A 15,024-nucleotide genomic window follows, 5' to 3' on the forward strand; every position below is an offset into this window, starting at 1 on the left:
TCTTTTGAACCAAGGGGTGACCCCTCTTTCCACCCGGCAAATGAGACGGACGCCACGTCAGGAGACGGTCACCGGACGCCTCTTGGAGGCACGGACCGCGCCGACCACGACGAGGAGCGCGACCGCCGCGACCGCGGCCCGCAGTCCGGCGCTCGCGTCGCTGCCGTAGCTGAACCGCACCACCGCCGGGGCGATGAGCAGCGCGACGAGGTTCATCACCTTCAGGAGCGGGTTGATCGCCGGTCCCGCCGTGTCCTTGAACGGGTCGCCGACCGTGTCCCCGATGACGGTCGCCGCGTGCGCGTCGCTGCCCTTGCCGCCGTGGTTCCCGTCCTCGACCAGCTTCTTCGCGTTGTCCCAGGCGCCACCGGAGTTGGCGAGGAAGACCGCCATCAGCGCACCCGCCCCGATCGCCCCGGCGAGGTACGCGCCGAGCGGGCCGACACCGAGCGTGAAGCCGACCGCGATCGGGGCCATCACGGCGAGCAGTCCGGGCGTGGCGAGTTCGCGCAGCGCGTCCTTGGTGCAGATGTCGACGACCCGCCCGTACTCCGGCTTCTCGGTGAAGTTCATGATCCCGGGGTGTTCGAGGAACTGCCGCCGCACCTCGTAGACGACCGATCCGGCCGAGCGGGACACGGCGTTGATCGCGAGCCCGGAGAAGAGGAAGACGACCGCGGCGCCGAGGATCAGCCCGAAGAGGTTGTTGGGCTGGGAGATGTCCATCGAGAGCGTCACCTCGCCGAGCACCCCGTCCTTCCCGGTCTCCCCGACGTCGGCGATCGCGGTCGCGATGGCGTCCCGGTACGAGCCGAAGAGCGCCGAGGCCGCCAGGACGGCGGTGGCGATGGCGATGCCCTTGGTGATGGCCTTCGTGGTGTTGCCGACCGCGTCGAGGTCGGTCAGGACCTGCGCGCCCGCCCCGGTCACGTCCCCGGACATCTCCGCGATGCCCTGCGCGTTGTCGGCGACCGGGCCGAAGGTGTCCATGGCGACGATCACGCCGACGGTGGTGAGCAGTCCCGTCCCGGCGAGGGCCACCGCGAACAGCGCCAGCATGATCGAGGTGCCGCCGAGCAGGAACGCCCCGTAGACGGTGAGCCCGATCAGCAGGGCGGTGTAGACGGCGGACTCCATGCCGAGTGCCACGCCCGCGAGGACGACGGTGGCGGGGCCGGTGAGCGAGGACTTGCCGATGTCCCTGACCGGCCGCCGGCTCGTCTCGGTGAAGTAGCCGGTGAGCTGCTGGATGAGCGCGGCGAGGACGATGCCGACGGCGACCGCGACCAGGGCGAGGACCCGCGGATCGCCGCCGTGGTCGCGGATGCCGGGCTCGGTGACGCCTTCGAGCTCGGCGTACGAGGACGGCAGGTACGCGAAGGCGGCGACGGCGACGAACGCCAGCGAGATCACCGCCGAGACCAGGAACCCGCGGTTGATCGCGCTCATCCCGCCGCGGTCGGCGCGCCGCGGGGCGACCGTGAGGATGCCGATCACGGCCGTGACCACCCCGATCGCGGGCACCATCAGGGGGAACGCGAGTCCGTGGTCGCCGAAGGCGGCCTTGCCGAGGATGAGCGCGGCGACCAGGGTCACGGCGTACGACTCGAAGAGGTCGGCCGCCATGCCGGCGCAGTCCCCGACGTTGTCGCCCACGTTGTCGGCGATGGTGGCGGCGTTGCGCGGGTCGTCCTCGGGGATGCCCTGCTCGACCTTGCCGACGAGGTCGGCGCCGACGTCGGCGGCCTTGGTGAAGATGCCGCCGCCCACCCGCATGAACATGGCGATGAGCGCGGCGCCGAGGCCGAACCCCTCCAGGACCTTGGGAGCGTCGGCGGCATAGACGAGGACGACGCAGGAGGCCCCGAGCAGGCCGAGGCCGACCGTGCACATGCCGACGACCCCACCCGTGCGGAACGCGATCCGCATGGCCCGGTGGGCGACCTCGTTCAGGTCCTTCTCGGGTTCGCCCGGCGCCGGGGTGGCCTCCCTGGCCGCGGCGGCGACCCGCACGTTGGCCCGTACGGCGAGCCGCATGCCGATGTAGCCGGTGACCGCCGAGAAGAGCGCCCCGACCAGGAAGAACAGGGAACGTCCTGCGCGCTGCGACCAGCTGTCTGCGGGCAGCAGCATCAGCAGGAAGAACACGGCGGCCGCGAAGACGGCGAGGGTCCGCAGCTGCCGCGCGAGGTAGGCGTTGGCGCCCTCCTGCACGGCAGCGGCGATCTCCTTCATCTTCTCGGTGCCCTCACCGGCCGCGAGCACCTGGCGGACGAGGAGCCGGGCGACGACCAGCGCGGCGAGGGCGACGGCCGCGACGACGACCACGATCGTCCGGTTCCCGCTCGTGAGCACCGCGGCGGCGAGAGATGTGGGGTACATGGGGACGGATCATAGGGAGACGAACCGGTACGGGCGGGGATGCACCAATTCGTGGGCGAGGACGCCCGGCGTCGCGGGCGAGAACGCCGGACTACGTGGGCGAGGACGCCGGACTGCGTGGGCGAGGACGCCGGACTGCGTGGGCGAGGACGCCCGGCAAAAGCGAAGAGGCCCCGTGCCACGGGGCCTCTTCGCTCTGTACGTGTACGGGTCAGGACAAGACGTCCGCCGAGCTCACCGGCCAGCTCATCCGGATGGTGCCGCCGTCCTCGCCGGCACTGACCTCGACGTCGTCGACGAGCCCGCGGATCACCGCGAGGCCCATCTCGTCCTCGCCGTCGGCGTCGTCGAAGTCCTCGGCCGGGGCCGCGGCCCGCGCGCCGGGGACACCGGCGGCATCGGCCGCCGCCACCCCCGCACCCGGCACCTCGTCGCCGACCTCGATGGAGAACGTCTTCTCCTCCTCGGTCAGGACGACCCGGATGGGGGTCGTGACGTCGTTGCTCCGGTGCAGCCCGACCGCGCGGGAACAGGCCTCACCGACAGCGAGACGCACCTCGTCGAGGACCGCCTCGTCCACGCCCGCCCGGCGCGCGACCGCGGCCGCCACCAGACGGGCCGTGCGGACGTGCTCGGGCTGAGCACTGAAGCGGAGTTCAACGGTGGCCATGCGAACCCCCTGGGCTCAGTCGACGGCGTTGACGGCCTCGTCGACCGAGGTGTGGATCGGGAACACCTTGGTGAGACCCGTGATCCGGAAAATCTTGAGAATGCGCTCCTGGTTGCAGACCAGACGCAGCGAGCCCTCGTGCGCGCGAACGCGCTTCAGGCCGCCGACGAGCACACCGAGGCCGGTGGAGTCGAGGAAGTCCACGCCCTCCATGTCGACGACCAGGTGGTAGCTGCCGTCGTTCACCAACTCGACCAACTGCTCGCGCAGCTTGGGCGCGGTATACACATCAATCTCGCCACCGACCTCGACGACCGTACGGTCACCACCAGCGCCGGACACATTGCGAGTCGACAGGGACAGGTCCACGGATCCTCCAGCACCTTGCTATCGGGCGATCGTCCCCTCGGGTCTCCGGGGCGGAGCCGAGGAACGGAACGCCAGCCGCGATGGCATTCAATCACTTACCAGCAGCCATGCACGACGCCTTGGAAGCATTGTCCGTCATGGCAGTGACACACTCGGTGCCGATGGCCAAGAATCACCGCCCCCGTCGTCCGGCCGGGGAAACGGGCAGCCGCCCCTCTCCCGGCATGGTCCTCGACCGGCTCTCCTCGGGCGAGAGCCGGGCCGCGCGCATCACTCATACGGAGCACATGCCCGCCCGGGAGGGCCGCCATGCCGTCTGGCCGCACCGCATCCGTCCGGAGGTGATCGCGGCGATCCAGACGGCGGGAATCGATCACCCCTGGGCCCACCAGGCGGAGGCCGCCGAGCACGCCCTGGACGGCGAGTCCGTGGTGATCGCCACAGGCACCGCCTCGGGCAAGTCGCTCGCCTACCTCGCCCCGGTCCTCAGCACCCTCCTGGACGGCTCGGAGGCCCCGAACGGACGCGGCACCACCGCCCTCTACCTGGCGCCCACCAAGGCCCTCGCCGCCGACCAGCGGCGCGCCGTGCGGGAACTGGCCGCCCCGCTCGGCAACCGGATCCGCCCCGCCGTCTACGACGGCGACACGCCGGTCGAGGAGCGCGAATGGGTGCGCCAGTACGCGAACTACGTGCTGACCAACCCCGACATGCTCCATATGGGCATACTTCCCTCCCACCCCAGGTGGTCCTCCTTCCTCCGCTCCCTGCGCTACGTCGTGATCGACGAGTGCCACACCTACCGCGGCGTCTTCGGCTCCCACGTCGCCCAGGTGCTGCGCCGTCTGCGCCGCGTCTGCGCCCGGTACGGCTCCGAACCGGTCTTCCTCCTCGCCTCCGCCACCTCCGCCGAACCGGCCCTGGCCGCCGGACGCCTCACCGGCCTGCCGGTCACCGAGGTCTCCGACGACGCCTCCCCGCGCGGCGAGCTGGTCTTCGCCCTCTGGGAGCCGCCGCTGACCGAGCTGCACGGCGAGCGCGGCGCGCCCGTACGCCGCACCGCCACGGCCGAGACCGCGGACCTGCTGACCGACCTGACCCGGCAGGGCGTCCGCTCGGTCGCCTTCGTCCGCTCCCGGCGCGGTGCCGAGCTGATCTCGGTGATCGCCCAGGAACGGCTGGCCGAGACCGACCGCGCGCTCGCCCGGCGCGTCGCCGCCTACCGGGGCGGCTACCTGCCCGAGGAGCGCCGCGCCCTGGAGCGCGCCCTGCACTCCGGCGAACTCCTCGGCCTGGCCGCCACGACCGCCCTGGAGCTGGGCGTGGACGTCTCCGGCCTGGACGCCGTCGTGATCGCCGGCTACCCGGGCACCCGGGCCTCCCTGTGGCAGCAGGCGGGCCGCGCCGGCCGTTCGGGTGAGGGCGCCCTCGCGATCCTGGTCGCCCGGGACGACCCGCTGGACACCTTCCTCGTCCACCACCCGGAGGCGATCTTCGAGCAGCCGGTCGAGACGACCGTCCTGGACCCCGACAACCCCTACGTCCTCGCCCCCCATCTGTGCGCCGCCGCCGCGGAGCTCCCACTGACCGAACCGGACCTGGCCCTCTTCGGCCCGGCCGCCCCCGGCCTGATGCCCCAGCTGGAGGCCGCCGGCCTGCTGCGCCGCCGCTCCACCGGCTGGTACTGGACCCGCCGCGAGCGGGCCGCCGACCTGGCCGACATCCGGGGCGGCGGCGGCAGCCCCGTCCGGATCGTGGAGGCCGGCACCGGCCGCCTCCTCGGCACGGTCGACGAGGCCGCCTCCCACACCGCCGTCCACGAGGGCGCCGTCCACCTCCACCAGGGCCGCACCTATCTGGTGCGGGAGCTCGACCTCAAGGACTCCGTCGCCCTCGTCGAGGAGGCCGTCCCCCCGTACTCCACCACCGCCCGCGACACCACCTCCATCACCGTCCTCGAAACCGACACCGAGATCCCCTGGGGAGCCGGCCGCCTCTGCTACGGCTCCGTCGAGGTCACCAACCAGGTCGTCTCCATCCTCCGCCGCCGCCTGATCACCGGCGAGGTGCTCGGCGAGACCAAGCTCGACCTGCCGCCCCGCACCCTGCGCACCCGGGCCGTGTGGTGGACGGTCACCGAGGACCAGCTGGACGCCGCCCGGATCAACCCGGAGATCCTCGGCGGCGCCCTGCACGCCGCCGAGCACGCCTCCATCGGCATGCTGCCGCTCTTCGCCACCTGCGACCGCTGGGACATCGGCGGCGTCTCCGTACCGCTCCATCCCGACACCCTGCTGCCCACCGTCTTCGTGTACGACGGGCACCCGGGCGGCGCGGGCTTCGCCGAGCGCGCCTTCCACACCGCCCGCGCCTGGCTGACGGCCACCCGAGAGGCCATCGCCTCCTGCGAGTGCGAGGCGGGCTGCCCCTCCTGCATCCAGTCCCCGAAGTGCGGCAACGGCAACGATCCGCTCCACAAACGCGGAGCCGTCCGCCTCCTCACGGAACTCCTCCGCGCGGCCCCGGAACCGCCTCAGGAGCCCCCGGCGGAAGCGGGCCAGCCACCTCAGGAACCCACGGCGGCAGTGGGGCCCTCTCGGCAGCCCCCGCTGGAAGCGGGCCGGCCGCCTCAGGAACCCACGGCGGTAGCGGGGCCCTCTCGGCAGCCCCCACTGGAAGCGGGCCGGCCGCCTCAGGAACCCACGCCGGTAGCGGGGCCGTCTCAGGAGCCCCCTCAGCCAGCGGAGCCGTCCCAGGAGCCCCCTCAGCCAGCGGAGCCGTCCCAGGAGCCCCCTCAGCCAGCGGAGCCGTCTCAGAAGCCCCCTCAGGCAGCGGGGCCTGGCCCGGTGGGCCCGCCCGCGACCTGACCTCCGGCCTGTACGGGCCGCGCACGACCCGGGCGGTCACCTCCGAGACCCCGTCCCGAACCGCGCACCGCGCCAGCTCGGCGCCCTGCGCGACGGCCACCCGCGAGGCGGCGGCGCACGCCTCGGCCTCGCCCCACAGGGCCCGGTCGGCGGCGGCCAGGGCGGCGAGGTCCGCGGCCCCGCCGGCCCGGTGCCGGGCCGCCACCGCCTGCCCGAGCGCGAGGACCACCCCGAACACCACGCACACGGCACACGCCGCGAAAGCAGCCCACACGGTCGCCGCCCCACGATCACCACCCCGCCCCGGCGGCCGAGCCGCCCCACGGTCCGTGCCCCTGGCGCCCTGGGCCTCGGCGCCCGTCACGGCGTTCCCCCGCCGACCGTGTCCTCCGCGAGCGCCGCCGCGTCGGCTCGGAGGGTGACCCCCATGCCGCCGGGGCCCGGGGCCGCCGCCTCCACCGTCACCCGCCACAGCTCGCCCTCCCTCGCCACCGACACCCGGGAGCCGTCGGGCGCGGCGGCCCGGGCGGCCGCCTCCGCGGAGGCCACCGGTTCGGAGCGGGCCGCCGCCCTCGCCCCCGCTCGCGCCGCGTCCACGCACCGGATCTGCGCGGCGGCCGCGGCCAGCGCCCAGAGCAGGGTCACCGTGAACAGCGCGAGGACGGGCAGGACCAGCGCCGCTTCGACGGTCACGAAGCCCCGGTCAGAACGGCGCATCGAGGGCCTTCCCAATCACCGACTCCAGCGCCCCCGAGACCGCCCCGCTGGTCACGATCTTGTAGAGCACGGCGGCGAACGCCGCCGCGGCGATCGTCCCCACCGCGTACTCCGACGTGGTCATCCCCTCGTCACGGCGCGCCGCCGCCCGCCCGGCCCGCCACCAGCCACGCAGCCGCTTCTCGACCGCCGTGCCGGCCTCCTCGTCCCGTACCGTCTCGTCCTGACCTGCCTCGCCGTGCTGTGCCATGTCCTCGCTCCTCGTTCGCTTCTCGTTCGTTGCTCGTCGTCTCGTCGTGTTCATCCGTCCAGCAGCCCCGTCGCCAGGCCGATCACCACCGGAGCCACGCCCACCGCCAGGAAGGCGGGCAGGAAACAGAGCCCCACGGGGGCGCTGATCAGCACCTGCGCCCGGCGCGCCCCGGCCGCCGCCGCGCGGGCCCGGCCGGCGCGCAGGGCGCCCGCGTGCCGGGCGACCGCCTCCGCCGCCGGCGCTCCCGAGGAACCGGCCCGCTCCATGCAGCGGGCCAGCCCTTCGGCGCCCGGTATCGCACCGAACCTCCCCCACACCTCGGCCGGTTCGCCGCCGAGCCGGAGCTCCGCGGCCGTGCGGGTCAGGCGCTCGCCGAGCGGACCGCCCAGTGACCGACCCACCGCCTCCGCCGCCTCACCGGGCCCGGCCCCGGAGGCGGCGCAAGCCGCCAGCAGATCGGCCGCGAGCGGCAGATGACGCACCGTCTCCTCGTCACCGGCCGGAGGCGCGGCGCCTCTCGCGGCCCTCCGCCGCACCCAGGCCGCCACGAGGGCCCCGGCGCAGAGGCCGCCGACCGCGCCGAACAGCGCCCAGCCGATGCCGGCCCCCGCAAGGGGCGGCAGCCAGAGCCCCACCCACGAGGGCAGCCCGCCACGGGCCTTCCGAGGGCGCGGTTCCGGGCTCACGAGGAGAGCTCCCGCCCGCCGCCGCGTCCGGCGCGCCCGCAGCCCGCGCAACGCCTCCAGGACGCCCTGCGCGCACAGGACCACCGCAAGTGCCGGGAGGCCCGCGGCCCGAACGACGTCCGGTGTCATGCCCGCTCCCCTCCCCGCACGATCCGCGCGGCCCACCACAGTCCGGCCGCCTCCAGCGCCCCGCCCACGACCAGGCAGCCCAGGCCGGCCGGCGTGTGCAGCAGCACCCGCAGCGGGTCGGCGCCGAGGGCGGCACCGAGGGCGAGTCCGGCCGCAGGGAGCAGCGCGAGGACCGTCACCGTGGCCCAGGCTCCGGCCAGTTCGGCCCGCAGCCGGTCGCGCTGCTCGAGGTGGTCCCGGAGGGCGGCCTCCAGCCGGTCCAGCCCGGCGGCCAGGCCCGCGCCGCCGTCCACGGCCACCTGCCAGCAGGCCGCCATGCCGGCGAGCCCGTCGGCACCGTCCTGCCGGGCCGCCCACCGCAGCGCCTCCGGCACGTCCCCGCCGAACCGGGCCGCCGCGAGGACCGGGGCCTCCGCCTCGCCGAGCGCGCCCGTCTCCCGGGCCGCGAAGGACAGGGCCTGCGCGGGCTGCCATCCGGCCCTCAACTCGCCGACGACCGCCGCGCACAGGGCCACCACCCGCTCGGCCCGCGCCTCCCGTTCCTTCCGGCGCCCGGCGGCCCGCAGCCGCCGCCCCACCAGGGGCACCGCGACCGCCCCGGCGACCAGCGGCAGCGGTGACTCGCCGAGGAGGGCGACGACTCCCGCCACGGGCAGGCACAGCCACGCACGCCGCCCCCGCAGCGCCGCCCACCATCGCGCGGCCACCGCAGGCCATTCCCGGCCCTCGGCCGCCTCGGGGACCCCGCCCGCGAGCACCGCCCTCGCCCGGCCCCCACCGCGCCGCCGCTCGACCGCCCACCACAGGGCGAGCACCGCGCAGAGCGCCGCCGCGCCGTGTGCCGCGCCCCGCACCGGCACCAGTTCCACCGTCACCGCGATCCCCCTCCGATCAGCGAGCTCAGCCGCTCCCAACCCCGCTCCCGCTCGAACCCGCCCGCGCCCCACCGCAGAGCCGGCACCGTCCGGACCAGACCGTCCCGGTCCCGCTCCAGGACGTGCGCCTCGGCGATCCGCCGCCGCCCGTCCCGGTCCCGTACGAGGTGCAGCACGACCGAAAGACCCGCGCCCAGCTGGCTGTGCAGGGCGGCCCGGTCGAGCCCGGCCGCCGTCCCCAGGGCTTCGAGCCGTGCCGGAACATCCGCCGCCGTGTTGGCATGCACCGTCCCGCAGCCGCCTTCGTGTCCCGTGTTGAGGGCGGCGAGCAGATCGACCGCCTCACCGCCTCTGACCTCGCCGACCACCAGCCGGTCGGGGCGCATCCGCAGCGCCTGTCGGACCAGGTCCCGCAGGGTGACGAGCCCGGCGCCCTCCTGGTTCGCGGGCCGCGCCTCCAGACGCACCACGTGCGGGTGGTCGGGCCGCAGCTCCGCCGAGTCCTCGGCGAGCACGATCCGCTCCCGCTCCCCCACGAGTCCCAGGAGCGAGGCGAGGAGCGTGGTCTTGCCCGTCCCCGTGCCGCCGCTGACGAGGTAGGACACACGCGCGTCGATCAGGGCCTTCAGGATCGGGGCGCCGCCCGGTGGCACGGTGCCCGCCGCGACCAGCTCCTCGAGGGAGAAGGCGCGGGGGCGGACCACCCGCAGGGACAGGCAGGTCGAGCCGACCGCGACCGGTGGCAGCACCGCGTGCATCCGGGTGCCGTCGGGGAGCCGCGCGTCGACCCAGGGCCGGGCGTCGTCCAGCCTGCGCCCGGCCACCGCCGCGAGCCGTTGCGCGAGGCGGCGGACGGCGGCTGCGTCGGGGAAGGACACCGGAGCCCGTTCGAGACCGGTGCCCCGGTCCACCCACACCCGGTCGGGTGCGGAGACCAGGACGTCGGTGACCTGCGGATCGGCGAGGAGCCGCTCCAGCGGGCCGGTGCCGATCAGCTCGCACCTCAGCTCCTCGGCCGCGCCGAGCACTTCCACGTCCCCGAGCAGCCTCCCCTGGGCCCTCAGCGCCGCCGCCACGCGCGCCGGGGTGGGCTCGGCCCCGCTCGCCGCGAGCCGCTGCCGCACGGCGTCGAGGAGCCCCGTGCCGCCACCCGCGCCCCGGGCCACCGACCCTGCCCCGGTCATCCCGCACCTCCGGGCAGGAGAGCGTGCTCCCAGAAGGCGGTGCAGAACCGGCCGAGGGGCCCGCGGGGCTCGGCGCCGGGCGGTACTCCCGCGTCCTGGTCGACCACGATCCCCGGGTCGTAAGGGAGTTCACCGGCGAGCGGCAGTCGGAGCGCGTCGGCGACCCATCGCTCGTCGAGCCCCACCGCGTACGGTCCGCGGACCACGGCCCGCAGGTCGCGGACGGCAGGTCCGATCGCCGCGACCATCCGGTGGGCGGCCGCGACGGCCCTCAACTCCGCGGGGACGACGAGCAGCCCGAGGTCCAGCTGGGCCAGCGCCTCCATGACCGACGGGTCGGTCCCGCGCGGCAGATCGACCACGACGGCCCCGCCCCGACGCCGCGCGGCGGCGAGCACGGACCGCACGGCCTCGGGCGGCACCGGAGCAGCCGCGTCCCTGCCCCAGCTGAGCACCCGTACCCCGCGCACCGACGGCAGGGACTCCTCCAGGGCGCCGCCGGCCAGACGGCCCTTCGAAGCGGCGAAGTCGGGCCAGCGTCTGCCCTCCTCGCGCTCGCCGCCGAGCAACACGTCGAGCCCTCCGCCCAGCGGGTCGCCGTCGACGAGCAGCGTGCGGCGCCCGGCCCTCGCGGCGGCCAGCGCGAGGCCGCAGGCCAGGGTGGAGGCACCCGCGCCGCCCCGGCCGCCGACGACGCCGACGGTCAGCGCCGGCCTGCCCGCCCCCTCGGCCGCGTCCGCGAGACGGTCGACGAGGAGGCTCTCGGCGCCCGGCAGGCTCAGCACGCACTCCGCACCGATCTCCACCGCCAGCCGCCACAGCCCCGGATCGTCCTGGTCACGGCCGACGAGGAGGGTCCCCGGCCGACGCACGGCTCCCCGGCAGCGGGCCGCGGCGTCGTCGCCGACCAGGACGAGCGGCGGGTCGGTCCAGCTCGCCCGCCGCTCCGGCACCCGGTGGTGCACCTCGGGCTCGACCCCGGCGGCGGCGCACAGCCGCAGGAGGTCGTCGAGCAGACCGAGGTCCTCGGTGACGATCAGCGGCCCCGCCCGGCGCGGCCCTTCCGCCGCCGGTCCGTCCGCTCCCGGCGATCCCGCTCCCCGCGACTCCGGCCCCCACGGATCCCGCCCCCGCGGCCCCGAACCGCGTCCCGTACCCCTGACCCGGGAAGTCCTGGATGTCTCCACGACGCACTCCCCTCTCGTGATTCCTGCCGTCCGCGAACTTCGCGACAGGAATCACCGTGGGGCCGTCCAGGAAATCGTGCCGATCTTGCCGAAAAACTGTGGATAAGCGAGGGGCTGTGAATAACTTCGCCACCCCTCCGGGGACTGTCCGGAACGCAGCCTGATGATTACCGTGAGTGATGGATCGAGGGCCGGGCGGGGCCCCGGTCGACTCACGGCCGAAGAACGGAAGGAAGGGAGCAAACGATGGCGCGCAGGGCCGAAATGGCTCCGGACATGCGACGACCCCCGCCGGGGGGGAGAGCGGGGGTCGTCTCTCCGGCCGACTCGGGGGGGGAGGAGCCGGACCGGGTTAGCACGGTCGCGAACGATCCGTGACTTCCATGGTGTACCCGACAGCCTTCTCAGGCAAACCCACGCGCCCGAGCGTACGCCGAATGGCGGGCACCTATGCTCAGGCTTGTGGAAAACCACTCCTTGCCGCGCACAGCCGCCTTCTTTGACCTGGACAAGACGGTCATTGCGAAGTCATCGACACTGACCTTCAGCAAGTCCTTCTACCGGGGCGGACTGATCAGCCGCCGCGCCGCCCTGCGGACGGCCTACATCCAGTTCGTCTTCCTGGCGGGCGGAGCAGATCACGACCAGATGGAGCGGATGCGTGAATATCTTTCCGCGCTCTGCAAAGGCTGGAACGTCGCCCAGGTGAAGGAGCTCGTCGCCGAGACTCTTCACGATCTGATCGACCCGATCATCTACGACGAAGCGGCCTCCCTCATCGAGGAACACCACGCCGCCGGCCGCGACGTCGTGATCGTCTCGACCTCCGGTGCCGAGGTGGTCGAGCCGATCGGCGAGATGCTCGGCGCCGACCGGGTCGTCGCCACCCGGATGGTGGTCGGCGAGGACGGATGCTTCACCGGGGAGGTGGAGTACTACGCCTACGGGCCGACGAAGGCGGAAGCCGTCCGGGAGCTCGCGAAGTCGGAGGGCTACGACCTCTCGCGCTGCTACGCGTACAGCGATTCGGCGACCGACATCCCCATGCTGGAGGCCGTCGGCAACCCGTACGTGGTCAATCCGGACCGGACGCTGCGCCGGGAGGCGGTGGCCCGGGAATGGCCGGTTCTCGCCTTCGACAAGCCGGTGCGGCTCAAGCAGCGGCTGCCCGAATTCCGGATGCCGCCCCGCCCGACGCTCGTCGCCGCGGCGGCAGTGGGAGCGGCAGCCGTCGGGGCCGGGCTCGTCTGGTACGCGGCACGGCGCCGGCAGGCCGCCCTCGCCCAGCGGCTCGCCGCTGACTTTGCCCGCATGTGAGCCATCGGCCGCTGGAAGCGGAGCCAGCACTTTCGCTTCCCCCCGGACAGGAGTAGAAAGGAATCAGGCCCGCGAGACCGAGGACATCCGAGAGGATCACCTGTTGAGCATGAAGGCCCCACGGACCTAGCACCGAAACCGGGCACCCACGCGACGTCGACCCGTCGATTACGGGCCAGCCGCACCAGGCCACGGGCAAAGTTCCCGGCCTGATGGGCACATATCGAGGACGCTTGGTAACTGGGTGGAAGTGCCAGCGGCGGTACCAGGACTGGTGCCGCCGCAACCCATTTCCGGGCCCGGCCACGCGCCCCCGAGAGCCCGGCCCTCACGAGACCGGGGCACGCACCCCGAGAGCCCGGTCCTTACGAGACGGCCACGCGCCCCCGAGAGCCCGATCCTCACGAGACCGGGCTCGGCTCCGGTGCCGGCCCGGCCGTCAGGCGGCGCCGCGCTGGAGCGCCTCGCAGACGGCCGTCGATTCGCGGACTCCCAGCTCGACCGAGCGGCCGCAGTGCGCGATCCAGGCGCCGACGCCCTCCGGGGTGCCCGAGAGGTAGCCCTCGAAGGCGGCGAGGTAGGCGGCCCGGCCCTGTTCCGCGTGGCCGACCTCGGCCGGGCAGATCGCCTTGGGGTCGAGGCCGCTGCCGACGAGGGCGATCCGCTCCGCCGCCCGGGCGACCAGGCCGTTGTACGAGGTGAAGGGGCGCAGCGCGAGCAGCTCGCCGTGCACCACGGCGGCCGTCACGAGCGCCGGGGCCTGGCTGCCCGCGACGATCAGTTCGGCGAGGCCGTCGAGCCGTCCCGCGACCTCGGCAGGCGTCGGCAGCGGGGCGCCGATCAGCGGTTCGTCGACCGTCTCGCCGTCCAGCCGGGGCCGGCCCACGGAGTCGGCGACACCGGCGCCGCCCGGGACGCCCGTGTCCCCCGCGGCGACCAGGTGGAGCCGGGCGAGGACGCGCAGCGGCGACTGGCGCCAGATGGAGAGCAGCTGCCCGGCCTCGGCGCCCAGGCGCAGGGCGGCGCCGACCGTTCGGGCCTCGGCATCGGCGCTGAAGTCGGTGCGCCGGCGGACCTCTTCCAGGGCCCAGTCGGCCCCGGACAGGGCGGCCGAGCCGCGCGCGCCGCGCAGGGCCGCCTCGGAGGAGATCTCGTTGCTGCGGCGGCGCATCACGCGGTGGCCGTATACCCGGTCGACGGCCTTGCGTACGGAGTCCACCGCTTCGGCGACGCCCGGCAGGGAGCCGAGGGCGGCCAAGGGGTCAGAGGCGTGCGTACTCATAAGTAGGGAGGCTACGCGCCCCGGGGGCCCACCCCACGTTGGAGTGGTCTTCTTCACGCACCTTGACCACGGGCCGCGATCGTGCCACTACCCTAGGTGAACATGAAGATCGCTTTCGTGGGGAAGGGCGGCAGCGGCAAGACCACGCTGTCCTCGCTCTTCATCCGCCACCTCGCCGCCAACGAAGCGCCGGTCGTCGCCGTCGACGCCGACATCAACCAGCACCTGGGCGCCGCGCTCGGCCTGCCCGAGGCGGAGGCCGCCGCGCTGCCCGCGATGGGTGCGCATCTGCCGCTCATCAAGGAGTACCTGCGGGGCAGCAACCCGCGGATCGCCTCCGCCGACACGATGATCAAGACGACGCCGCCCGGGGAGGGTTCGCGGCTGCTGCGGGTCCGTGAGGACAACCCGGTGTACGAGGCGTGCGCGCGTGCGGTGCGGCTCGACGACGGGGAGATCCGGCTGATGGCGACCGGGCCGTTCACGGAGTCGGACCTCGGGGTCTCCTGCTACCACTCGAAGGTCGGGGCGGTGGAGCTCTGCCTCAACCATCTGGTCGACGGGGCGGACGAGTACGTGGTCGTCGACATGACGGCGGGTTCGGACTCGTTCGCCTCCGGTCTCTTCACCCGCTTCGACATGACCTTCCTGGTGGCCGAGCCGACCCGCAAGGGCGTCTCGGTGTACCGCCAGTACAAGGAGTACGCGCGGGACTTCGGCGTGGCGCTCAAGGTCGTCGGCAACAAGGTGCAGGGCCAGGACGACCTCGACTTCCTGCGCGAGGAGGTCGGCGAGGACCTGCTGGTGACGGTGGGGCACTCGGACTGGGTCCGCGCGATGGAGAAGGGCCGCCCGCCGCGCTTCGAACTCCTGGAGGCGGAGAACCGCATGTCGCTCCAGGCCCTCCAGGACGCGGCGGACGACTCGTACACCCACCGCGACTGGGAGCGCTACACGCGCCAGATGGTCCACTTCCACCTGCGCAACGCGGAGAGCTGGGGCAACGCCAAAACGGGGGCCGACCTGGCGGCGCAGGTCGACCCCGGGTTCGTGCTGGACGAAGGGCTCAGTGCCGTGCAGCCCGCTTAGTCGCGGACGGCTGTCTC

General features: G+C 74.0%; 13 protein-coding genes and 1 pseudogene. 3 read left to right on the forward strand and 11 right to left on the reverse strand.

What is annotated here, in order from left to right; all coding sequences use genetic code 11:
• Positions 1-57: 57 nt before the first annotated feature.
• The 3 genes from ACF07V_RS32795 to ACF07V_RS32805 all read right to left on the reverse strand — a co-directional run bounded on the left by ACF07V_RS32795 (position 58) and on the right by ACF07V_RS32805 (position 3,421).
• Positions 58-2,382 (reverse strand): sodium-translocating pyrophosphatase, encoded by a 2,325-nt coding sequence (locus ACF07V_RS32795; protein WP_392159332.1) that lies wholly within the window; start codon positions 2,380-2,382, stop codon positions 58-60.
• Positions 2,383-2,593: 211 nt separating this feature from the next.
• Entirely contained in the window at positions 2,594-3,052 is a 459-nt protein-coding gene (locus tag ACF07V_RS32800) for an ATP-binding protein (RefSeq protein WP_392159333.1), read from the reverse strand.
• Between the two features lie 15 nt (positions 3,053-3,067).
• On the reverse strand, positions 3,068-3,421 hold the full coding sequence (locus ACF07V_RS32805; protein ID WP_015034520.1) for an STAS domain-containing protein: 354 nt from the start codon (positions 3,419-3,421) through the stop codon (positions 3,068-3,070).
• An 80-nt stretch (positions 3,422-3,501) separates the two neighbouring features.
• Between ACF07V_RS32805 and ACF07V_RS32810 the strand changes: the two genes are divergently transcribed.
• Complete coding sequence (locus tag ACF07V_RS32810; protein WP_392159334.1) at positions 3,502-6,288, forward strand: DEAD/DEAH box helicase; 2,787 nt, start codon at positions 3,502-3,504, stop codon at positions 6,286-6,288.
• 40 nt (positions 6,289-6,328) lie between these two features.
• Here ACF07V_RS32810 and ACF07V_RS32815 read toward each other — a convergent pair.
• From ACF07V_RS32815 to ssd, 7 genes and pseudogenes are all read right to left on the reverse strand, one after another.
• Positions 6,329-6,760, reverse strand: a pseudogene (locus ACF07V_RS32815) (Rv3654c family TadE-like protein); the annotation flags it as partial.
• Positions 6,649-7,005 carry a TadE family type IV pilus minor pilin gene (locus ACF07V_RS32820; RefSeq protein ID WP_392159335.1) on the reverse strand — a complete coding sequence of 119 codons (357 nt, stop codon included), beginning with the start codon at positions 7,003-7,005 and terminating at the stop codon, positions 6,649-6,651. The pseudogene ACF07V_RS32815 and the gene ACF07V_RS32820, both read right to left, overlap by 112 nt.
• Positions 6,992-7,255 carry a DUF4244 domain-containing protein gene (locus tag ACF07V_RS32825; protein ID WP_392159336.1) on the reverse strand — a complete coding sequence of 88 codons (264 nt, stop codon included), beginning with the start codon at positions 7,253-7,255 and terminating at the stop codon, positions 6,992-6,994. Before ACF07V_RS32825 ends, ACF07V_RS32820 begins: the two co-directional genes overlap by 14 nt.
• A 50-nt stretch (positions 7,256-7,305) precedes the next feature.
• The gene (locus ACF07V_RS32830) at positions 7,306-8,073 is read right to left on the reverse strand and encodes a type II secretion system F family protein (RefSeq protein WP_392159337.1); all 768 of its coding nucleotides are present in this window, start codon (positions 8,071-8,073) and stop codon (positions 7,306-7,308) included.
• Entirely contained in the window at positions 8,070-8,948 is an 879-nt protein-coding gene (locus ACF07V_RS32835; RefSeq protein ID WP_392159338.1) for a type II secretion system F family protein, read from the reverse strand. The genes ACF07V_RS32830 and ACF07V_RS32835 overlap by 4 nt, the downstream gene beginning before the upstream one ends.
• Entirely contained in the window at positions 8,945-10,132 is a 1,188-nt protein-coding gene (locus ACF07V_RS32840; protein WP_392159339.1) for a TadA family conjugal transfer-associated ATPase, read from the reverse strand. Before ACF07V_RS32840 ends, ACF07V_RS32835 begins: the two co-directional genes overlap by 4 nt.
• Positions 10,129-11,172 carry a septum site-determining protein Ssd gene (gene ssd / locus ACF07V_RS32845; protein ID WP_392159459.1) on the reverse strand — a complete coding sequence of 348 codons (1,044 nt, stop codon included), beginning with the start codon at positions 11,170-11,172 and terminating at the stop codon, positions 10,129-10,131. The genes ACF07V_RS32840 and ssd overlap by 4 nt, the downstream gene beginning before the upstream one ends.
• A gap of 597 nt (positions 11,173-11,769) precedes the next feature.
• Between ssd and ACF07V_RS32850 the strand changes: the two genes are divergently transcribed.
• Positions 11,770-12,636, forward strand: coding sequence for an HAD family hydrolase (locus ACF07V_RS32850; RefSeq protein ID WP_392159340.1), 867 nt, complete (start codon positions 11,770-11,772; stop codon positions 12,634-12,636).
• Positions 12,637-13,075: 439 nt separating this feature from the next.
• On the opposite strand, the gene ACF07V_RS32855 is transcribed toward ACF07V_RS32850, so the two are convergent.
• Entirely contained in the window at positions 13,076-13,918 is an 843-nt protein-coding gene (locus tag ACF07V_RS32855; protein WP_392159341.1) for an oxidoreductase, read from the reverse strand.
• Between the two features lie 102 nt (positions 13,919-14,020).
• Here ACF07V_RS32855 and ACF07V_RS32860 point away from each other — a divergent pair, with 102 nt between their 5' ends.
• Positions 14,021-15,007 carry an ATP-binding protein gene (locus ACF07V_RS32860; protein WP_392159342.1) on the forward strand — a complete coding sequence of 329 codons (987 nt, stop codon included), beginning with the start codon at positions 14,021-14,023 and terminating at the stop codon, positions 15,005-15,007.
• The last annotated feature ends 17 nt before the right edge of the window (positions 15,008-15,024 follow it).

Origin of the sequence: Streptomyces sp. NPDC015661 (assembly GCF_043077765.1) — a bacterium.
Lineage (GTDB): Bacteria > Actinomycetota > Actinomycetes > Streptomycetales > Streptomycetaceae > Streptomyces.

What these genes read in the sequence shown, in the direction of transcription:
- ACF07V_RS32855 (WP_392159341.1), bottom strand. Translation starts at nt 13,918, where the DNA reads ATGAGTACGCACGCCTCTGACCCCTTGGCCGCCCTCGGCTCCCTGCCG.
- ACF07V_RS32810 (WP_392159334.1), top strand. Translation starts at nt 3,502, where the DNA reads ATGGCATTCAATCACTTACCAGCAGCCATGCACGACGCCTTGGAAGCA.
- ACF07V_RS32800 (WP_392159333.1), bottom strand. Translation starts at nt 3,052, where the DNA reads ATGGCCACCGTTGAACTCCGCTTCAGTGCTCAGCCCGAGCACGTCCGC.
- ACF07V_RS32860 (WP_392159342.1), top strand. Translation starts at nt 14,021, where the DNA reads ATGAAGATCGCTTTCGTGGGGAAGGGCGGCAGCGGCAAGACCACGCTG.
- ACF07V_RS32820 (WP_392159335.1), bottom strand. Translation starts at nt 7,005, where the DNA reads ATGCGCCGTTCTGACCGGGGCTTCGTGACCGTCGAAGCGGCGCTGGTC.
- ACF07V_RS32830 (WP_392159337.1), bottom strand. Translation starts at nt 8,073, where the DNA reads ATGACACCGGACGTCGTTCGGGCCGCGGGCCTCCCGGCACTTGCGGTG.
- ACF07V_RS32840 (WP_392159339.1), bottom strand. Translation starts at nt 10,132, where the DNA reads ATGACCGGGGCAGGGTCGGTGGCCCGGGGCGCGGGTGGCGGCACGGGG.
- ACF07V_RS32825 (WP_392159336.1), bottom strand. Translation starts at nt 7,255, where the DNA reads ATGGCACAGCACGGCGAGGCAGGTCAGGACGAGACGGTACGGGACGAG.
- ACF07V_RS32850 (WP_392159340.1), top strand. Translation starts at nt 11,770, where the DNA reads ATGCTCAGGCTTGTGGAAAACCACTCCTTGCCGCGCACAGCCGCCTTC.
- ACF07V_RS32795 (WP_392159332.1), bottom strand. Translation starts at nt 2,382, where the DNA reads ATGTACCCCACATCTCTCGCCGCCGCGGTGCTCACGAGCGGGAACCGG.